The sequence below is a fragment of the Nocardia sp. NPDC023733 genome, assembly GCF_040639775.1.
Classification (GTDB): domain Bacteria; phylum Actinomycetota; class Actinomycetes; order Mycobacteriales; family Mycobacteriaceae; genus Nocardia; species Nocardia rosealba.
In genome coordinates this window covers 51,183-68,062 of the sequence record NZ_JBFAAN010000009.1, presented here as the reverse complement: position 1 = coordinate 68,062, position 16,880 = coordinate 51,183, and the positions used below count along the sequence as shown (strand labels likewise).

The window sequence follows — 16,880 nt, the reverse complement described above, 5'->3', positions numbered from 1 at the left end:
GTCCCAGGGAAATCGGGTTCGACTACGAGCGAACGGTAGCTGCGCGGACGCCTTCGGCCAGCTCGGAAGTCAGTGCGCGCACAGCGTCGAGGCCTTCGGCGGCGGCCGAGACCAACGCCGAGCCGACGATGACGCCGTCGGCGTAGGCGGCGATTTCGGCGGCCTGGGCGCCTGAGCGGACGCCGAGGCCGACGCCGATCGGGATGTCGGAGTGGGCGCGGATGCGGGAGCACAGGGCGGGGGCGGCTGAGGAGACCGCGTCGCGGGCGCCGGTGACGCCCATGGTGGAGGCGGCGTAGATGAATCCGCGGGAGGCTTCCAGGGTCTTGACCAGTCGCTCCTCGGTGGAGGAGGGGGCGACGAGGAAGATGCGGTCCAGGTTGTGGGTCGACGACGCGACGAACCAGTCGTCGGCCTCGTCGGGGATCAGGTTCGGGGTGATGATGCCTGCGCCGCCTGCGGCCGCCAGGTCGCGGGCGAAGGTGTCGACGCCGTACTTGAGGACGGGGTTCCAGTAACTCATCACCACGGCCTGACCACCGGCGTCGGTGATCGCCTCGACGACGGAGAACACGTCACGCACGCGCACACCGCTGCGCAGCGCCTGCTCGGCGGCGGCCTGGATGACCGGGCCGTCCATCACCGGATCGGAATAGGCGACGCCGACTTCCACGATGTCGCAACCGGATTCGACCATCGTCCGGCACACCTCGATGGAACCGGCCAGGTCGGGATAGCCTGCGGGCAGGTACCCGATGAGCGCCGCCCGTCCCTCGCTGCGCGCGGCCGCGAACGTATTGGCCAGGCGCGACTGCTGACTCACTGAGCGTTCTCCTCGGCGTTGTCGTCGAACAGACCGAACCAGCGGCCCGCGGTGTCCATGTCCTTGTCACCACGACCGGACAGGTTGACCAGAATGATGGAGCCCTCGCCGAGTTCCTTGCCGAGCTTCAGCGCACCGGCCACGGCGTGGGCGGACTCGATCGCCGGGATGATGCCCTCCGAACGCGAGAGCAACAGCAGCGCGTCCATCGCCTCGGTGTCGGTGATCGGCGCGTACTCGGCGCGGCCGATGTCCTTGAGGTGGGCGTGCTCGGGGCCGACACCCGGGTAGTCCAGACCGGCCGAGATCGAGTGCGATTCGATGGTCTGGCCGTCCTCGTCCTGCAGCAGGTACGAGTAGGCGCCCTGGAACGCACCGGGCGTACCGCCGGTGAAAGTGGCTGCGTGCCTTCCGGTTTCGACACCGTCGCCGGCCGCTTCGTAACCGACGAGCCGCACGTCCGCGTCGGGGATGAAGGCGTGGAAGATGCCGATGGCGTTGGAGCCGCCACCCACACACGCCACCACGGCGTCGGGCAGGCGACCGGCGCGGTCGAGCATCTGCTCGCGCGCCTCCATGCCGACCACACGCTGGAAATCACGCACCATCAGCGGGAACGGGTGCGGGCCCGCGGCGGTGCCGAAGCAGTAGTAGGTGTCGTCGGCGTGGGTGACCCAGTCGCGCAGCGCCTCGTTGATGGCGTCCTTGAGGGTCTGCGAACCGCTGGTCACCGAGATCACCTCGGCGCCGAGCAGGCGCATGCGGGCCACGTTGAGCGCCTGGCGGGCCGTGTCGACCGCGCCCATGTAGATCACGCAGTCCAGGCCGAGCAGCGCGCAGGCGGTGGCGGTGGCGACACCGTGCTGACCGGCACCGGTCTCGGCGATGACGCGGGTCTTGCCCATCCGCTTGGCGAGCAGGGCCTGACCGAGCACATTGTTGATCTTGTGCGAACCGGTGTGGTTCAGGTCCTCACGCTTGAGGAAAATCCTTGCGCCACCGGCATGTTCGGCCAGCCGGGTGCATTCGAACACCGGCGAGGGGCGACCGGTGTAGTCGCGCTGCAACCGGTCGAGTTCGTCGAGGAAGGTGTGGTCGGAGCGCACCTTGTCGTATTCGGCGGTGACCTCCTCGATCACGGCCATCAACGCCTCGGGCACGTGCCGTCCGCCGTAGACACCGAAGTGCCCACCCGCGTCGGGTTCGTAGTCGCTGTGCTGGGCCACCCCCGCGCTGGCCTGGGGCAGCGCGCTCATCGGATGCTCCGCCGTGCGGGCTTCGGGCAGGAGGGGTGGGCGCCCGCGGTCACCAGGTCGGAGACGGCAGCGCGCGGGTTTCCACTGGTCACCAGGCCTTCACCGACGAGCACCGCGTCGGCGCCCGCGCCGGCGTAGGCCAGCAGGTCGGCGGTACCACGGATGCCGGATTCGGCCACCCGGATGACCTCCGAGGGCAGACCGGGTGCGATCCGGGCGAACACGTCGCGGTCGACCTCGAGAGTCTTGAGGTTGCGCGCGTTCACACCGATCACCGAGGCGCCCGCTTCCAGGGCACGATCGGCTTCCTCTTCGGTGTGTACTTCCACGAGAGCGGTCATACCGAGTGATTCGGTGCGGTCGATCAGCGAGGACAGCACGTCTTGTTCGAGCGCGGCCACGATCAGCAGGATCACGTCGGCGCCGTGGGCGCGGGCCTCGTGGATCTGGTACGGGCCGACGACGAAGTCCTTACGCAGCACCGGGATGTTCACCGCGGCGCGCACGGCGTCGAGATCGTCGAGCGAACCGCCGAAGCGGCGCTGCTCGGTGAGCACGCTGATGATGCGGGCGCCACCGTCTTCGTAGGCCTTGGCCAGGACTGCCGGATCGGGAATGTCGGCCAGCGCGCCCTTGGAGGGGCTGGCCCGCTTCACCTCGGCGATGACACCGATCCCGTCCTCGTGCAGCGCGGCGCGCGCGTCCAGCGGTGCCTTCGCGGCAGCCGCGGCAGCTTTGATCGCCTGAAAATCGAGGAGGGCTTCGCGAGCGGCAACATCCGCCCGAACCCCGTCGAGAATCGAGTCGAGTACCGTCATCTGGCTCGAATCCTTTCTGGGGAGACGAACTTCTCACCCGAGAGTCCCCCCGGGCGCTGTCTCACCGATGCCTGACAAGAATAAATGGCCGCCGCGCGTGTCACTGCGGCGGGGGTGCCGGGGGTCACGTGCCCGGTCACGGGTCGCGCCGGCCCGGGCGGTCGTCGTCGTCCCGGGTATCGGCGGTGTCGGTGGGATCGGTGCCCGCGTCGAGGGCATCCCACAGCACCCGGTCCGACAGCGGCGCGGCGCCGTCGGAGTTGTTCACCTGGGCGCTGGCGTCGGCCCGGCGGAAGACGGGGTTGTCGTACTTGCCGGACAGCTGGGCGGTGGTCTCGGCCCGCCGGGTCAGCAACACACCCGCGGCCAAGGCGCACGCCGCCGCCAGCACCGAGAGCACGGCCGGGAAGATGTGGGTCTCGGCGCCGGTGACCGTCGCCCGGCCGGGCAGTTCGGCGAGCGTGCCTGCCCGTTCGTCGGTTCTGCCCGCCCCGATGGTCAGGGCGAAGCCGGGGACGGCCGCCACCGCGGCGACCACCGCGACCACCACGCCGAGCAGCTGACGCAGCACACCCTTCACCGCGAACACGGCGGCGATCGCGGCGACGAGCACCAGCGCGAGCGGAGTGAGCGCCCCGAACCAGGTGCCGCCGTCGAGGTTGTCGGTGCGCGGCTCGGTGAGGTTGTCGGCCGAGTGCACCGTCACCCAAGTCATCCGCGAGGACGCCCACAGTCCGGCCGCCGCCACTGCCAGCAAGATCACCGGAAGTACCGGTTTGGCGGCGGGTGCGGCCATTTGCGCGCCCGCTGTCAAGCCTTCGCCCTTCACGCCGCTGTCGCCCGCTGTGCCGCCGTCGACCACCGACCCGCTATCGCCCACCGGGCCGCTGTCACGCGCCGCGCCGGTATCGCCGACCGGGCCGCTGTCACGCGCCGCGCCGCTATCGCCCACCGGACCGCTGTCACGCGCCGTAGCGCCCTCGTTCGGTGTGTCGGCGTCCCGCGCACTCACTCGGCGCCGCCCTCGTAGGTGCGAAGGGTCTTGGCGGCCGCGATCGCCTTGAGGACCGCCATGGCCTTGTTGCGCGCCTCGGTGTCCTCAGCGACCGGGTCGGAGTCGGCGACTACGCCCGCGCCCGCCTGGACGTAGGCGGTGCCGTCCTTGAGCAGGGCGGTGCGGATGGCGATGGCGGTGTCGGCGTCACCGGCGAAATCGAGGTAGCCGACCACGCCGCCGTAGATTCCGCGCCTGGTCGGTTCGAGTTCCTCGATCAGTTCCATCGCCCGCACCTTCGGCGCACCGGACAGGGTGCCCGCCGGGAAACACGCGCGCACAGCGTCGAGCGCGATCCTGCCCTCGGCCAGCTGACCCGACACCGTCGACACCAGGTGCATCACGTGGCTGTAGCGCTCCACGTGCCGGTATTGGGTGACGCGCACCGTGCCCGGACGGCACACCCGGCCCAGATCGTTGCGGCCGAGATCGACGAGCATGAGGTGCTCGGCGTTCTCCTTGTCGTCGGCGAGCAGGTCCTTCTCGAGCAGGATGTCGTCCTCGGCGCTCGCTCCACGCCAGCGGGTGCCCGCGATCGGATGTGTCGTGGCGACACCGTCTTTCACGGTCACCAGCGATTCCGGGCTCGAGCCGACGATGGAGAACGCGGTGCCGCCGTCGCCGTCGGGGATGTGCATCAGGTACATGTACGGGCTCGGGTTGGAGGCCCGCAGCATCCGGTAGACCGCGAGCGGGGAGCCGGTGTAGTCCATTTCGAAGCGCTGCGAGAGCACCACCTGGAACGCCTCGCCCGCCTCGATCTCCTTGATGAGCCGACGCACGCCCGAGCAGAATTCCTCGGTGGTCCGCCTGCGCAGGTAGTCGGGTTCGGGCTGGTCGAAGACCGACACCGTCGATGATGCAGGCGTGGCCAGCGCGGCGGTCATCCGGTCGAGCCGGGCCACGGCGTCGTCGTAGGCGGCGTCGACGTGTTCGTCGGTGCCGTTCCAGTTCACCGCGTTGGCGATCAGCGTGATCGCGCCCTCGTGGTGGTCGAAGGCGGCCAGGTCGGTGGCCAGCATCAGGACCAGCTCGGGCAGCCGCAGATCGTCCTCGGCCAGCTCGGGCAGGCGCTCGATGCGGCGGACCGCGTCGTAGCCGAGATAGCCGACCATGCCACCGGTGAGCGGGGGCAGGCCGGGCAGGCGTTCGGTGCGCAGCAGTTCGAGGGTTTCGTGCAGCACACGCAGCGGGTCACCGCCCGAGGGCGCGTCGGCGGGGACCGTGCCGAGCCAGGCGGCCGCACCGTCGACGACCGTCAGTGCCGACGGACTGCCCGCGCCGATGAACGACCAGCGCGACCAGGAGCGCCCGTTCTCGGCGGACTCGAACAGGAAGGTGCCCGGCCGGTCGTCGGCCAGTTTGCGGTAGGCCGAGAGCGGAGTCTCGGAGTCGGCCAGCACCTTTCGGGTCACCGGGACCACCCGGTGCTCGGCGGCGAGCAACCGGAACTGCTCGCGGGTGGTCGTGGTCGGTGTCGGCGCGCCCTGCATTCGGCCATCATCCCAGGCGCCGCGACGTGGCCGCATCCTGCCCCGATCACCCCGCCGAAGGCCGTCACGACCGGGCGCCGAATGCGGCCGTGACCGGCATCACTACACTCGCGCGCGTTCCATGTCGCATGCGGTATCCCTTCTTCCGAGAGGAGCCATGTTGAATCCCTCGCATCAGGGCGCACAGCTGGGCAGGCAGGCCCCTGTGTCGCAGCACTACAACGGTCCTGGACAGCAGTCCGCGGCGAGCGCGCTCACGTCGTTCGTCACCTACGCCAAGGCCATGCAGGATCTGGACGAGAAGTCGTTCCCGGTCGAATACGAAGCGCACCGCGATCGTCTCCTGAAGCTGGAGCCGATGCTGCGCGTGCACGGCATCCTCGACGTGATGGAGATCCGCAACCCGGAGATCAAAGCGCTGTTGCGGATTCCTTAGAGCCGCAGGGCGGGTCGAAAAGGCGGGTCCCCGTTCGCGTCCGTGAACGGGGACCTTTTGCGCTCGGGTACCGGCCGTTAGGGTCGTGCGCATGCAGCCAGGTCAGACCGCGCCCCAGTTCGAACTTCCCGATCAGTCCGGCGAACTCCGTTCCCTCGACGCCCTGCTGGCAGGCGGGCCGCTCGTGCTGTTCTTCTACCCGGCCGCCAACACTCCGGTCTGCACCGCCGAGGCCTGCCATTTCCGTGATCTGAGCGCCGAGTTCGCCGCCGTCGGCGCGTCCTGCGCCGGGATCAGCACCGACAGTGTCGAGGTGCAGGCCGGTTTCGCAGGCAAACAGCGGCTCGACTATCCGGTCCTCTCCGACGCCGACGGCGAGGTCGCGGCCGGTTTCGGCGTCAAGCGTGGGCTACTCGGCAAGCTGGCCCCGGTCAAACGGCACACCTTCGTCATCGATACCGATCGCACGATCCTGAAGGTCGTCACCGGTGAACTGCGCGCGGCCGTGCACGCCGACGAGGCGTTGCGCTTCCTGCGCGAACGGGCGAAATCCGCCGGATAGCGATCTGGCGAAACGCCGGGCACGGATCGGCGCCCGGCGCCCTCGGCGCGCCTACGCTGGGGCAATGACATCCGGCGAAGTGCGGTCGAGCGGTCAGAAGTCCACGGCTACCGTGTGGCGCAACCGGGCGATCATGATCCTGGCGACAGCGGTCGTGCTGGTGATCGCCTATTTCATCCTGGCCTCGTTCATCCCACGATGGTGGGCGCAGCGCCTGGCGAGCCTCGTGCACGGCAGCTTCACCCAGGGCATCTGGTGGGGCCTGGTCTACGGCCTGGTGTTCACCCTCGTGCCGCTGCTGCTGTTGCTGCTCGCGGTGCGGATGTGGAAGCGCAAAGGCGGCAAGTTCATCGCCGGGGTGGCAGTCGTCATCGCGCTGCTCGGCTCCCTTCCGAACCTGATGACGCTCACCATCGTGCTCGGTGGCAACAATGCGGCGCACGCCGGTGAACGCATCCTCGATGTCGACGCGCCCGCGTTCCGCGGTGCCTGCCTGGTCGGTGCGATCGTGGCCGCGATCGTGTTCGCCCTCGTGCTCGGTCTGATGGGTAAGCGGGGCATCAACCGCCGCCGGGCCGCCAAGGCCACCCCCGAACCGACGGTCCCGCCGCAGGAGTCTCGCGAGTACTGAGGCTTCGATGACGCGTCCCGGGTTGTGAGTGACCTCACGACCCGGGCGATCCGGCGGACGCCACAGCGACGTCGTGGCAAACTCGGTCCGGTGCGCGTCCCTCCCTTCGATCCGTGCCGCCCGACCGCGAGGCGGCCTCAGCCATGACCAGATGGCTGGATCCGGTAGAACAGCGCGCCTGGCAGGCCGTAGTCGCCCTGATGACAAGGGTTCCGGCCGCCCTCGACACTCGGCTGCAGCGCGAGTCCGGGCTCACCCATTTCGAATTCCGGGTGCTGAGCCTGCTGTCGGAGGAAGCCGGGCACCGAATGCAGCTCAGTGATCTCGCCCACAAGGCAAATGCTTCGCTATCGCGACTGTCGCATGTGGTGTCCAAACTGGAGCGACTCGGCTGGGCGCGCCGCGATTCGGCGGCGGGCAGACGCGGGGTGTACGCGGTGCTCACCGACGACGGTTTCGAGAAGGTCATCGAGGCCACGCCCGGATATCTCGAGGCCGTCCGCAAGCTGGTGCTCGACGGTCTCGACTGCGCCCAGACAGCCCAGCTGGCCGCCCTCGGCGAAAGCCTGTCCAGTCAATTGGACCAGGTCCTCGCCGAGGGGTGCGACTAGGCCTCGAATCCGGTTCAGCTGAACATGCGCCGGTAGCTCTGCGGGCTGACGCCGGTGGTGCGCTTGAAGCGCTCCCGGAAGGCGGTGGCCGACCCGAAACCGACCTGGCCGCTGATCCGTTCGACCGAATGCTGGGTGGTCTCGAGCAGATGCTGCGCCTGCCGGATCCGGACGCGATGCAGCCATTGCAGCGGGGTGGTTCCGGTGTGTTCACGGAAGCGCCGGATGAGCGTGCGGGTGCTGGTTCCGGCCCGCTCGGCGATATCGGCGAGGGTGAGGTCTTCGGCCAGGTTCTGCTGTAACCAGGTGAGCAGCTTTTCGAGCTCAGAGCCCTGCGGTGTCGGGACGTGGTCGTGGACGATGAACTGCGCTTGTCCACCTTCGCGTTCGAGCGGCATCACCGACAGCCGGGCGGCGTGCGCGGCCGTGGCCGAGCCGTAGTCACGGCGAATCATGTGCAGGCACAAGTCCATTCCCGCCGCGGCGCCCGCCGAGGTGAGGAACTGACCGTTGTCGACGTAGAGGACGTCCGGGTCGACGTCGATGTCGGGATGGGTGGCGGCCAGTGCGTCGGCCGCATGCCAGTGGGTCGTGGCGCGCAGCCCGGCGAGCAGACCCGTGGCGGCCAACGGGAAGGTGCCGACGCAGATGGAGGCGATACGGGTGCCATCGGCGGCGGCCGCACGTAGCGCCTCGCGGACGGCGGGTGAGAGCGGGGCGGTCGGATCGGCGATGCCCGGCACGATGATCGTGTCCGCGTTCCGGAGGCCGTCCAGGCCCCACGGGGCACGCAGGGTGAAGGCGCCCGCGTCGACCTCGGCGTGCTCGGCGCAGACCCGCACCTGGTAGCCGGGTCGTCCGTCGGGCAGCCGGGTCCGCGAGAAGACCTCGATCGGGGTGGACAGGTCGAACGGGATCACCTTGTCCAGTGCCAGGACGGCCACGGTATGCATGGCACGAGGGTAGCGAGGTTGGCATTTTTCCGTCGAAACCTGTCGCCAGTGCCACTGGGCTCTCGCGGCGAGCACCGGTTGACTGTGGGATGTCCAGCGGATAACGGCGCGAGGGAAATCATCCATGCATGTTCAGATCGTCCTTTTCGACGGCTTCGACCCACTCGATGCCATCGCTCCCTATGAAGTGCTGTACGCGGGCGGCGTGGCGTCCGACGGTGCGGTCACCGTCGAGCTGGTCTCCGCACAGGGTCCTCGTGAGGTGGTCAGCGGCACCGGCGGATTGACGTTGCGCGCCACCGGCACCCTCGACCCGGAACGTGCGGACATCGTTGTGGTGCCCGGCGCTTCGGGCCGGGTGGGCGACCTCGGCGAGGTGCCGGAAGCACAGGTGGGTGCGGGCGAATGGGAACCGGACCAGCCCATCCCGGTGCTCCTCGGTCGCACGCTGAGCACCGAGCTGCCCGCGCTCCTCACGCAGGCGATGAAGGCCCCAGACGTCACTGTCGCCACCGTCTGTGGAGGCTCACTGGTCCTGGCCATGGCCGGCCTGCTCGAAGGCCGTCACGCCACCACCCACCATCTCGGCCTGGATCTGCTCGACGCCACCGGTGCGCACGCGGTCTCGGCCCGGATCGTGGACGACGGCGACCTGGTCACCGGCGCGGGTGTCACCTCCGGCCTGGATCTCGGCCTGTATCTGCTCGAGCGCGAACTGGGGCCCCGCGTCGCGCACGCCGTCGAAGAGCTCTTCGCACACGAGCGACGTGGCACCGTCTGGCGCGCCGACGGCCTGACACCGACCGCCTTCTGAGCAGCGAACCCCACCATTCGAACAGTCAGGAACGCATCAGCATGTCTTTCGCAGGCACCTGGAACATGTCCATCGCCACCCCGATCGGCAAGATCGACGCCGTGGTCGAAATCCGCGAGCAGGACGGTGTTCTCACCGGCGTCGCGCGCGGAGCAGGCGAGGACGTGCCACTCACCGAGCTCCGCGCCGACGGCGATCGGCTCACCTGGAAACAGGCCGTCACCAAACCCCTTCGGCTGAACCTGGCATTCGACGTGACCGTCGACGGTGACACCCTGCGGGGAACCTCCAAAGCCGGGCGCCTGCCGTCGTCGAAGGTCGCCGGCGAACGGCTCCGCTGAGGCTCAATCGCCCTGTCTGCGCACCATTTCCGCGATCCAGGTGGGTGCGAACGGCGAGGTGCAGCCGGGCGAGGTCGGATAGTCGGCGAGCACCCGCAGCCGTTCCCCGATATCGACGGCGCGAGCCCGGTGTTCGGGGTGGGTGATCCCGATCTGGGCCAGGCAGGTGTTCATCGCCCATTGCAGGCGGTCGGGGGCGGTTTTCATGTGCGCTTCGATGTCGTCGAGGAGCCCGGGAAGATCCAGTCCCGCAGGCTTTTTCACCACTCGATCGGCGGTGAGCGCCCAACCAGCGGCGGCGACCGCCGGATCCGGGTCGGCGAGCCAGGCCACGCGCAGCTCCTCGGCGTGCGGGTTCTTCTTCACCACATAGTTCACGAGCCAGTCGTGCACCTTCGGAGTGCGGGCGGCGCGGATCATCGCGTCGAGCTCGGCCCGGTCGAAAGCCTTCGGGCGGCAGACGAGCAGGGCGAGCAGTTTCGCGGCGGTGTCGTCGGTGGCCCACAGCTCGAGGGCGAGGTCGTGGTTGGTCTTCAGCCGTTTGGCGACCGCGCGCAACTCGGTGAGGTTCACGCCGTGATCGTCGCCGTGCTTCTCGTTGACCTCGCGAACGCGCGGATTGTCGAGGGCGGCGAGCTCGGCGAGCAACTCCGGCACGGTCATCTCACTCGGCCTCGCGTGCGAGCAGCACATCGGTGTCGAAGCAGGTGTGGGTGCCGGTGTGACAGGCCGCCCCTTCCTGATCGACGATCAGCAGCACGGTGTCACCGTCACAGTCGAGCCGCACCTCGTGCACGTACTGCGTGTGCCCGGAGGTCTCCCCCTTCACCCAGTACTGCTGCCGTGAACGCGAATAGTAGGTGCCCTTGCGGGTTTCGAGGGTGCGGGCCAGGGCCTCGTCGTCCATCCAGGCCATCATCAGCACGTCGCCGGTCGCCTTCTCCTGCGCGATCGCGGCGACGAGCCCGGCCTCGTTGCGTTTGAGGCGAGCGGCAATAGCAGGATCCAGACTCATCCGTCGTTTATAACAGCTCGATCGCCACCAGAAGTTCGACGAGGTCGTTGACGCTGCGCACATTGCGTCCGGTGAGTTCCTGGATGCGGCCCAGCCGGTACTTGGCGGTGTTGAGGTGGATGTGCAGGGCGTCGGCGGCTTCGCGCAGGTTCATGTCGGCGGCGGCGAACGCGCGCACGGTGTCGGCGAGGGTGCCGCCCCGGGCGCGGTCGTCGGCGAGGGCGGCGCCCACACGAGGATCGACGAGCTGACGGGTGGTGTCGTCGGCGCGCAGCAGCAGGTACCGGAACGGTGTCATCTGCGGCAGCGCGAGCACGCCACCGTCCTCGGGGAGCAGGGCGAGGGCGGCCCTGGCCTGCCGGTGCGCCCGCGGGATCTGACCGACCTCGGTGACCGAGGTACTCACCCCGACGGCCAGTGCCACACCGTCGGCGGCGAGTTGTTCACGCAGCGCCCGCAGTCGTTCGCACAGCTGCTCGGCCGACCCGTCGGGTCGCAGCGCCGGGATCGCCACGATCTCGGTGTCACGCACCACCGACAGGGTGCGCAACCCGTTGACACCGGTGCGCGCCAGCGCGGCCGACACCACTTGCCTCGTCTCGCACAGGGAGTCGGCCGACGGCGCGGAATCGAGAACCATCGCGGTGACCACCACCAACGGCGCGGTCCGTTCGGCGCCGATCCCGTGCGCGGTGGCCACGGACAGGTGCGGTCCGCTCGCGGGCAGGGCACCGTCGAGCAGGGAGTCCATCAGCGCCTGGCCGTCGCGGCTCGATTCCGCGGTGACGTACTGCTGGAACTCCAGGTACGCGTCGGTGGCCTGGGTGCTGATCAGGTCGGTGTAGCGGGCCAGCGGTCCGGCCAGCGACAACACCGCCTCACGTCCCGCTTCGGTGTCGCCCGCGTGAGCGAGCAGCGATTTCCAGATCGCGCGCTGACCCAGCCGGAACGCGGCGATGTAGTCGACCAGCGGCAGCCCGCAGCGGGCGCGGCGGGCGGCGGCCTGCCTGGCGTAGGAGACGTCGGCCGGGGTGACTCGCTTGTGCTCGAGCAGGGCACCGAGCCCGGTGCGGCTGAGCCGGGCCAGCTGGTCGTGCACGTCGGCGAGGAACCCCGGGTCGGCGGTGTCGTAGCCGGGCAGTTCGACGCGCAGCTTGGCCATCACATCGTCGGCGATCTCGTCGGCGTGGTCGTAGGCGCACCCGACGATCCGGGCTCGCTCGGCGTGTACCGGATCGGAGTAGCCGAGCAGTTGTGATCCAGCTGACATGTCCGGGGAGTTTGCAGCGCCGCGTTCGAGGTGTCAACCAGATCACACTGTCCGCAGCGGACGATGCACGGCCGAAAACTTGGTCCACAACGTCCGATGTGGGTGCTGACCAGCGCTCCTAGTGTTCCTCGCATGCTCGACATAACCCACCTGACGGTGCGCTTCGGCGGGATCACCGCCCTGCAGGATGTGGGGTTCACGGTCGCCGCGGGCGAGATGGTCGGTCTGATCGGGCCCAACGGCGCGGGCAAGACCACCCTGTTCAACTGCCTCACCCGGCGCAACCGTCCCACCTCCGGCACCTTGCGCTACCTCGACACCGACCTGACCACGGTTCGCCCCGATGCACTGGCCGGGCTGGGCATCGCCCGCACCTTCCAGAACCTCGGCCTGTTCACCCGGATGTCGGTACGCGACAACGTGCTCGTCGGCACCCATCACCGCACGCGCGGCGGCTTCGTCTCGGCGGGGCTGCGGATGCCGTGGGTCGGCCGGGAGGAACGGCGATTGCGCGCCGAGGCCGACGAACTGCTCGAGCGGCTCGACCTCACCACCGTCGCCGACCATCCCGCCGCCGGGCTGCCGTTCGGCACGCTCAAACGGATCGAATTGGCGCGCGCCCTGGCGGTGCGGCCCCGGCTGCTGCTGCTCGACGAGCCGGTGAACGGGCTGAGCCACGGCGAGGTCGACGAGTTCGCCGAGCGTCTTCGTGCCCTGCAGGCCGAGCTCGACCTCACCGTCGTCGTCGTCGAACACCACATGGGATTCGTGATGAACACCTGCGACCGGGTGGTCTGCCTCGAGTTCGGGCAGGTGATCGCCGAGGGCGAACCCGAAGCGGTGCAGAGCGATCCGGCTGTCGTCCGCGCCTATCTGGGGGCTGCCTCATGAGCGAATTCCTGACCGTCACCGACCTGCACGCGGGGTATGGCGCGGCGAAAGTGCTACACGGCGTGAGCTTTTCGGTCGCCGAAGGCGAAGTATGCGCCATCCTCGGACCCAACGGCGCGGGCAAGACCACCCTGTTGCGCGCGCTGTGCGGCATGGTGAAAGTGCGTGGCACCCTTCGCTTGAACGGTGACGAGGTCGCCGGACGGGCACCCGAGGCGATGGCCCGGCTCGGGGTCGCCCACGTGCCCGAGGGCCGCGGCACCTTCGCCCCGCTCACGGTGGAGGAGAACCTGCGCCTCGGCGCCTACTCCCGCCGCGACCGCGCGGGCGTCGAGTCCGACCTGCGCCGCGTCTACGACTACTTCCCGATCCTGCGCGACAAACAGCGCGACGCGGCGGGCGGGCTGTCCGGCGGTCAGCAGCAGATGCTCGCCATCGGCCGGGCGCTGATGCTGCGCCCACGACTGCTGCTGCTGGACGAACCTTCGCTCGGGCTTTCCCCGCTGGTCACCCAGGAGCTGTTCGGGATCGTGCACACCATCAACGCAGAGGAACGCACCACCGTGATAGTCGTCGAACAGAACGCCCACCTCGCGCTGGGTGTCGCCCATCAGGCACATGTGCTCGAGACGGGCCGCATCGTCCTGTCCGGCAGCGCCGCCGAGATCAAAGCAGACGAGCAGGTCGTCCGCTCCTACCTCGGATACCGGGTGCGACCGTGACCGAATTCGTGCAGCAGCTCGTCGAGGGGCTCTCGGCGGGCGCGATCTACGCGGGGCTGGCGCTGGCGCTGGTCCTGATCTACCGGTTCACCGGGGTGGCCAACTTCGCCCAGGGCGAGCTGGCCATGTTCTCGGCTTTCCTGGCCTGGCAGCTGAGTCAGGTGATGCCGTTCTGGGCGGCACTCGTCCTCACGCTGGTGATCTCCTTTCTCGCGGGCATGGTGATCGAGCGGGTGGTGATCCGGCCGGTCGAAGGCAAACCGGAGATCACCCTGGTGATCGTCACGGTCGGTTTGTTCTTCACGGTGCACGCGGCGGCGGGCTGGATCTGGTCCTACCAGGTGAAGTCCTTCCCGAATCCCTTCCCGGACGGCGCATTACGGGTCGCCGATGTCAGTGTGGGGTACGGCAGCCTCGGCATCTTCGCCGTCGTCGGACTGGTGATGGCACTGCTGTATCTGCTGTTCCGTTACACCGCGATCGGGTTGGCCATGCGGGCGGTGGCGTGTAATCCGCAGTCCGCCAGGCTCGTCGGCATCCGGGTCGGCACCGTGCTCTCGCTGGGATGGGGCCTGGCCGCGCTGGTCGGGTCGGTGTCGGGCGTGCTGTCGGCGCCGCTGCTGTTCCTCGATCCCAACATGATGAGCGGCGTCCTGATCTACGCCTTCGCGGCGGCGACGCTCGGCGGATTCGACTCCCCCGGCGGCGCGGTGGCGGGCGGACTGATCGTCGGCGTCGCCGAAACCCTCACCGGCGCATACGTCGACGCGATCGGCACCGAACTCAAGATCGGTGTGCCGCTGGTGATCATCCTGGGCGTGCTGTTGCTTCGCCCCCAAGGTCTGTTCGGACATGCGGCGGTGGAACGGGTATGAGCGAGTTGAAAATTTCGGCAGCGAATCCTGCGGCACTCCAGGCGGAACCGGAACGTTCGAGAATCCGCGTCCCCCGGCTTCCGCTGGTCTTCACGGTCGCGGTACTCCTGCTCGCCTGTGCCGCACCGTTCCAGCTGGTGCCCTTCCACACCTTTCAGCTGGCGATGGCCATGATCTACGCGGTCACCCTGCTCGGGCTCAACCTGCTCGTCGGGCACACCGGCCAGATCTCGCTCGGCCACGGCGCGTTCTTCGCGATCGGCGCCTACACCGCCGCGATCGCGATGCATCGCTGGGACACACCGTATTTCGCGACCATACCGCTGGCGGCGGCGATCACCTTCGTGCTCGGGTTCGCGCTCGGGATCCCCGCGTTGCGCCTGCGCGGGCTGTATCTCGCACTGGTCACCCTGTCGATCGCGATCTTCCTGGTCCCGTTGCTGAAACGGTTCGACGGACTCACCGGCGGCTCGATGGGACTCGGCGTCGACAAGCCGGTGCCGCCTGCCTGGACCGGGCTCGCCGAAGATCAGTGGCTGTACTTCCTCGCGCTGGCCGTCACCGTGCTGAGCTTCGTGCTGGTCGCCGGGATGCTGCGCTCCAAAGTCGGTCGCGCCCTGCACGCGGTGCGTGACAACGAGACCGCCGCCGAGGTGCTCGGGGTGAACCTGGCGCACTACAAGACCCTGGCCTTCGCCTGGAGCGCGCTGCTGGCCGGCGTCGCGGGCTGCGTCTACACCTGGGTGATCGCCTTCGTCTCCCCCGACTCGTTCGCGCTCACCCTGTCGATCACCCTGCTGGCCGGGCTCGTCGTCGGCGGACTCGGCACGACGTGGGGGCCGGTGCTCGGCGGGCTGTTCGTGATGTTCGTGCCGAGCCTGGCGCAAGACGTCAACCAGGCCGCACCCGGCGTCATCTTCGGACTGCTGATCATCGCGGTCATGTACCTCGCACCCCAGGGACTGGCCGGTCTGGCCACCCGATGGGCGCACTGGCTCGGACAACGCGTCCGGAAAGGGAGAACTCATGCGCACTAGGACAATCCAGTGTCTCGGGGTGGCCGCCGCACTGGTCGCCACGCTCACCGCGTGCGGTGGTCGCAACGCCGACACCGGAACCGTCGGCCAAGGCGATTGCCGAGGTCAGCAGACCACCGGCATCACCGACAGCACCATCAAGCTCGGCGGCGTGTACCCGCTGTCCGGTCCGGCCTCGGCCTATGGCGAGGTGCCCAAGGGCATCAAGGCCTACTTCGACTACGTCAACGCCGAGAAGGGCGGCATCGGTGGACGCCAGGTGGAATACCTCGTCCGCGACGACGGCTACCAGCCGCCCAAGACCGTCGAGGAGACCCGTCGCCTCGTCGAACAGGATCAGGTGTTCGCGGTCTTCCAGACCCTCGGCACCGCCACCTCCTCGGCGGTGAGCGACTACCTCGGCCAGCGCAAGGTGCCGCAGGTGTTCGTCGCCACCGGCGCCACGAAGTTCGGGTCCGAGGACAACCCGTGGACCATCGGCTGGCAACCCAGCTACCGCACCGAGGGCCTGGCCTACGCCGAGTACGTGAAGAAGCAGCGCCCCACCGCGACCGTCGCGGTGCTGTACCAGAACGACGACTTCGGCAAGGACCTGCTCGCCGCGTTCCGCGAAGGCGCCGAGGGCAGCGGGGTGAAGGTGGTCGCCGAGCAGAGCTTCGAGGTGACCGACCCCACCGTCGACGCGCAGGTCCGCAACCTGGCCAACTCCAAAGCCGATGTGATGCTGAACTTCTCGACGCCGAAGTTCGCCTCCCAGGCCCTGGCCGCCGACGTGCGCAACACCGACTGGAACCCGCTGCACGTGCTCACCCAGGTATCCAACACCATGGCGACCCTGCGCCCGGTCGGCCTGCCGAATATCCAGGGCACGGTGAGCGCGGCGTTCCTCAAGGACCCCGCCGACCCGCGCTGGGCCACCGACGCAGGCATGCAGACGTTCAAGACCGAACTCACCCAGTACGCACCCGGCGCCGACACCGAGAACCAGCACGCCATGGCCGGCTGGGCGATGGCACAGAGCTTCCACAAGACCCTCGAAGCGGCGAAGTGCCCGACCAGGGAGGGCCTGCGCGATGCCATGCGCTCGCTCGACAACGTCTCCGCCGACCTGATGCTGCCCGGTATCAGCATGAAAACCGGTGCGGGCGACGGCTTCCCGCTCGAGGCGGTCGGCATCCAGACCTTCGCCGGCGAGCACTGGTCGCTGACCGAGGGCCTGATCGATACCTCCGGCAAGTAGTCCCGTGCCGCGAGGCACAAGTTCACCCCACGATCGAT

Annotated in this window: 20 protein-coding genes; 11 read left to right on the top strand and 9 right to left on the bottom strand. The window is 68.8% G+C overall.

The window, feature by feature from the left end; translation table 11 throughout:
• Positions 1–22 precede the first annotated feature (22 nt).
• The 5 genes from trpA to AB0F86_RS26380 form a co-directional block, all read right to left on the bottom strand.
• Positions 23–823, bottom strand: a complete 801-nt coding sequence (gene trpA, locus AB0F86_RS26400) for a tryptophan synthase subunit alpha (protein WP_356987294.1) — start codon at positions 821–823, stop codon at positions 23–25.
• Positions 820–2,079, bottom strand: a complete 1,260-nt coding sequence (trpB, locus tag AB0F86_RS26395) for a tryptophan synthase subunit beta (RefSeq protein ID WP_356987293.1) — start codon at positions 2,077–2,079, stop codon at positions 820–822. The genes trpA and trpB overlap by 4 nt, the downstream gene beginning before the upstream one ends.
• Positions 2,076–2,897: an indole-3-glycerol phosphate synthase TrpC gene (trpC, locus tag AB0F86_RS26390; RefSeq protein WP_067988162.1), complete on the bottom strand. Its 822-nt coding sequence runs from the start codon at positions 2,895–2,897 to the stop codon at positions 2,076–2,078. Before trpC ends, trpB begins: the two co-directional genes overlap by 4 nt.
• Before the next feature lie 136 nt (positions 2,898–3,033).
• Entirely contained in the window at positions 3,034–3,909 is an 876-nt protein-coding gene (locus AB0F86_RS26385) for a TIGR02234 family membrane protein (protein ID WP_356987290.1), read from the bottom strand.
• Positions 3,906–5,444: an anthranilate synthase component I gene (locus AB0F86_RS26380; RefSeq protein ID WP_225282501.1), complete on the bottom strand. Its 1,539-nt coding sequence runs from the start codon at positions 5,442–5,444 to the stop codon at positions 3,906–3,908. The genes AB0F86_RS26385 and AB0F86_RS26380 overlap by 4 nt, the downstream gene beginning before the upstream one ends.
• 157 nt (positions 5,445–5,601) lie before the next feature.
• Between AB0F86_RS26380 and AB0F86_RS26375 the strand changes: the two genes are divergently transcribed.
• From AB0F86_RS26375 to AB0F86_RS26360, 4 genes are all read left to right on the top strand, one after another.
• Positions 5,602–5,880, top strand: coding sequence for a hypothetical protein (locus AB0F86_RS26375; protein WP_181697657.1), 279 nt, complete (start codon positions 5,602–5,604; stop codon positions 5,878–5,880).
• A gap of 91 nt (positions 5,881–5,971) precedes the next feature.
• On the top strand, positions 5,972–6,442 hold the full coding sequence (locus AB0F86_RS26370) for a peroxiredoxin (protein WP_225282500.1): 471 nt from the start codon (positions 5,972–5,974) through the stop codon (positions 6,440–6,442).
• Between the two features lie 64 nt (positions 6,443–6,506).
• The gene (locus AB0F86_RS26365; protein ID WP_181697655.1) at positions 6,507–7,073 is read left to right on the top strand and encodes a permease; all 567 of its coding nucleotides are present in this window, start codon (positions 6,507–6,509) and stop codon (positions 7,071–7,073) included.
• 143 nt (positions 7,074–7,216) lie between these two features.
• The gene (locus AB0F86_RS26360) at positions 7,217–7,684 is read left to right on the top strand and encodes a MarR family transcriptional regulator (RefSeq protein ID WP_225282499.1); all 468 of its coding nucleotides are present in this window, start codon (positions 7,217–7,219) and stop codon (positions 7,682–7,684) included.
• Between the two features lie 14 nt (positions 7,685–7,698).
• Here the strand turns inward: AB0F86_RS26360 and AB0F86_RS26355 are convergent, their stop codons facing one another.
• Positions 7,699–8,637, bottom strand: coding sequence for a helix-turn-helix domain-containing protein (locus tag AB0F86_RS26355; RefSeq protein ID WP_356987287.1), 939 nt, complete (start codon positions 8,635–8,637; stop codon positions 7,699–7,701).
• 124 nt (positions 8,638–8,761) lie between these two features.
• Here AB0F86_RS26355 and AB0F86_RS26350 point away from each other — a divergent pair, with 124 nt between their 5' ends.
• Together AB0F86_RS26350 and AB0F86_RS26345 are read left to right on the top strand one after the other, a co-directional pair.
• A complete protein-coding gene (locus tag AB0F86_RS26350; protein WP_356987285.1) occupies positions 8,762–9,451 on the top strand; it encodes a DJ-1/PfpI family protein in 690 nt (229 codons plus the stop codon).
• 41 nt (positions 9,452–9,492) lie between these two features.
• Complete coding sequence (locus AB0F86_RS26345) at positions 9,493–9,792, top strand: hypothetical protein (protein ID WP_225282496.1); 300 nt, start codon at positions 9,493–9,495, stop codon at positions 9,790–9,792.
• 3 nt (positions 9,793–9,795) lie between these two features.
• On the opposite strand, the gene AB0F86_RS26340 is transcribed toward AB0F86_RS26345, so the two are convergent.
• From AB0F86_RS26340 to AB0F86_RS26330, 3 genes are read right to left on the bottom strand one after another with little or no spacing between them, the layout of a single operon-like run.
• Positions 9,796–10,455, bottom strand: a complete 660-nt coding sequence (locus AB0F86_RS26340) for a DNA alkylation repair protein (RefSeq protein ID WP_356987283.1) — start codon at positions 10,453–10,455, stop codon at positions 9,796–9,798.
• A gap of 1 nt (position 10,456) precedes the next feature.
• Complete coding sequence (hisI, locus tag AB0F86_RS26335; protein WP_181697649.1) at positions 10,457–10,807, bottom strand: phosphoribosyl-AMP cyclohydrolase; 351 nt, start codon at positions 10,805–10,807, stop codon at positions 10,457–10,459.
• A 7-nt stretch (positions 10,808–10,814) separates the two neighbouring features.
• A complete protein-coding gene (locus tag AB0F86_RS26330; protein ID WP_356987281.1) occupies positions 10,815–12,077 on the bottom strand; it encodes a helix-turn-helix domain-containing protein in 1,263 nt (420 codons plus the stop codon).
• A 132-nt stretch (positions 12,078–12,209) separates the two neighbouring features.
• Between AB0F86_RS26330 and AB0F86_RS26325 the strand changes: the two genes are divergently transcribed.
• From AB0F86_RS26325 to AB0F86_RS26305, 5 genes are read left to right on the top strand one after another with little or no spacing between them, the layout of a single operon-like run.
• Positions 12,210–12,968 carry an ABC transporter ATP-binding protein gene (locus tag AB0F86_RS26325; RefSeq protein WP_181697647.1) on the top strand — a complete coding sequence of 253 codons (759 nt, stop codon included), beginning with the start codon at positions 12,210–12,212 and terminating at the stop codon, positions 12,966–12,968.
• Positions 12,965–13,690 (top strand): ABC transporter ATP-binding protein, encoded by a 726-nt coding sequence (locus AB0F86_RS26320; RefSeq protein ID WP_356987279.1) that lies wholly within the window; start codon positions 12,965–12,967, stop codon positions 13,688–13,690. The genes AB0F86_RS26325 and AB0F86_RS26320 overlap by 4 nt, the downstream gene beginning before the upstream one ends.
• Positions 13,687–14,565 (top strand): branched-chain amino acid ABC transporter permease, encoded by an 879-nt coding sequence (locus tag AB0F86_RS26315; protein WP_356987277.1) that lies wholly within the window; start codon positions 13,687–13,689, stop codon positions 14,563–14,565. Before AB0F86_RS26320 ends, AB0F86_RS26315 begins: the two co-directional genes overlap by 4 nt.
• Entirely contained in the window at positions 14,562–15,602 is a 1,041-nt protein-coding gene (locus AB0F86_RS26310; protein WP_356987275.1) for a branched-chain amino acid ABC transporter permease, read from the top strand. Before AB0F86_RS26315 ends, AB0F86_RS26310 begins: the two co-directional genes overlap by 4 nt.
• The gene (locus AB0F86_RS26305) at positions 15,592–16,842 is read left to right on the top strand and encodes an ABC transporter substrate-binding protein (RefSeq protein ID WP_181697643.1); all 1,251 of its coding nucleotides are present in this window, start codon (positions 15,592–15,594) and stop codon (positions 16,840–16,842) included. The genes AB0F86_RS26310 and AB0F86_RS26305 overlap by 11 nt, the downstream gene beginning before the upstream one ends.
• Positions 16,843–16,880 lie beyond the last annotated feature (38 nt).

What these genes read in the sequence shown, in the direction of transcription:
- hisI (WP_181697649.1), bottom strand. Translation starts at nt 10,807, where the DNA reads ATGAGTCTGGATCCTGCTATTGCCGCTCGCCTCAAACGCAACGAGGCC.
- AB0F86_RS26350 (WP_356987285.1), top strand. Translation starts at nt 8,762, where the DNA reads ATGCATGTTCAGATCGTCCTTTTCGACGGCTTCGACCCACTCGATGCC.
- trpB (WP_356987293.1), bottom strand. Translation starts at nt 2,079, where the DNA reads ATGAGCGCGCTGCCCCAGGCCAGCGCGGGGGTGGCCCAGCACAGCGAC.
- AB0F86_RS26345 (WP_225282496.1), top strand. Translation starts at nt 9,493, where the DNA reads ATGTCTTTCGCAGGCACCTGGAACATGTCCATCGCCACCCCGATCGGC.
- AB0F86_RS26360 (WP_225282499.1), top strand. Translation starts at nt 7,217, where the DNA reads ATGACCAGATGGCTGGATCCGGTAGAACAGCGCGCCTGGCAGGCCGTA.
- trpC (WP_067988162.1), bottom strand. Translation starts at nt 2,897, where the DNA reads ATGACGGTACTCGACTCGATTCTCGACGGGGTTCGGGCGGATGTTGCC.
- AB0F86_RS26320 (WP_356987279.1), top strand. Translation starts at nt 12,965, where the DNA reads ATGAGCGAATTCCTGACCGTCACCGACCTGCACGCGGGGTATGGCGCG.
- AB0F86_RS26380 (WP_225282501.1), bottom strand. Translation starts at nt 5,444, where the DNA reads ATGCAGGGCGCGCCGACACCGACCACGACCACCCGCGAGCAGTTCCGG.
- AB0F86_RS26310 (WP_356987275.1), top strand. Translation starts at nt 14,562, where the DNA reads ATGAGCGAGTTGAAAATTTCGGCAGCGAATCCTGCGGCACTCCAGGCG.
- AB0F86_RS26365 (WP_181697655.1), top strand. Translation starts at nt 6,507, where the DNA reads ATGACATCCGGCGAAGTGCGGTCGAGCGGTCAGAAGTCCACGGCTACC.
- AB0F86_RS26305 (WP_181697643.1), top strand. Translation starts at nt 15,592, where the DNA reads ATGCGCACTAGGACAATCCAGTGTCTCGGGGTGGCCGCCGCACTGGTC.
- AB0F86_RS26355 (WP_356987287.1), bottom strand. Translation starts at nt 8,637, where the DNA reads ATGCATACCGTGGCCGTCCTGGCACTGGACAAGGTGATCCCGTTCGAC.
- AB0F86_RS26370 (WP_225282500.1), top strand. Translation starts at nt 5,972, where the DNA reads ATGCAGCCAGGTCAGACCGCGCCCCAGTTCGAACTTCCCGATCAGTCC.
- AB0F86_RS26330 (WP_356987281.1), bottom strand. Translation starts at nt 12,077, where the DNA reads ATGTCAGCTGGATCACAACTGCTCGGCTACTCCGATCCGGTACACGCC.
- AB0F86_RS26340 (WP_356987283.1), bottom strand. Translation starts at nt 10,455, where the DNA reads ATGACCGTGCCGGAGTTGCTCGCCGAGCTCGCCGCCCTCGACAATCCG.
- AB0F86_RS26325 (WP_181697647.1), top strand. Translation starts at nt 12,210, where the DNA reads ATGCTCGACATAACCCACCTGACGGTGCGCTTCGGCGGGATCACCGCC.
- AB0F86_RS26375 (WP_181697657.1), top strand. Translation starts at nt 5,602, where the DNA reads ATGTTGAATCCCTCGCATCAGGGCGCACAGCTGGGCAGGCAGGCCCCT.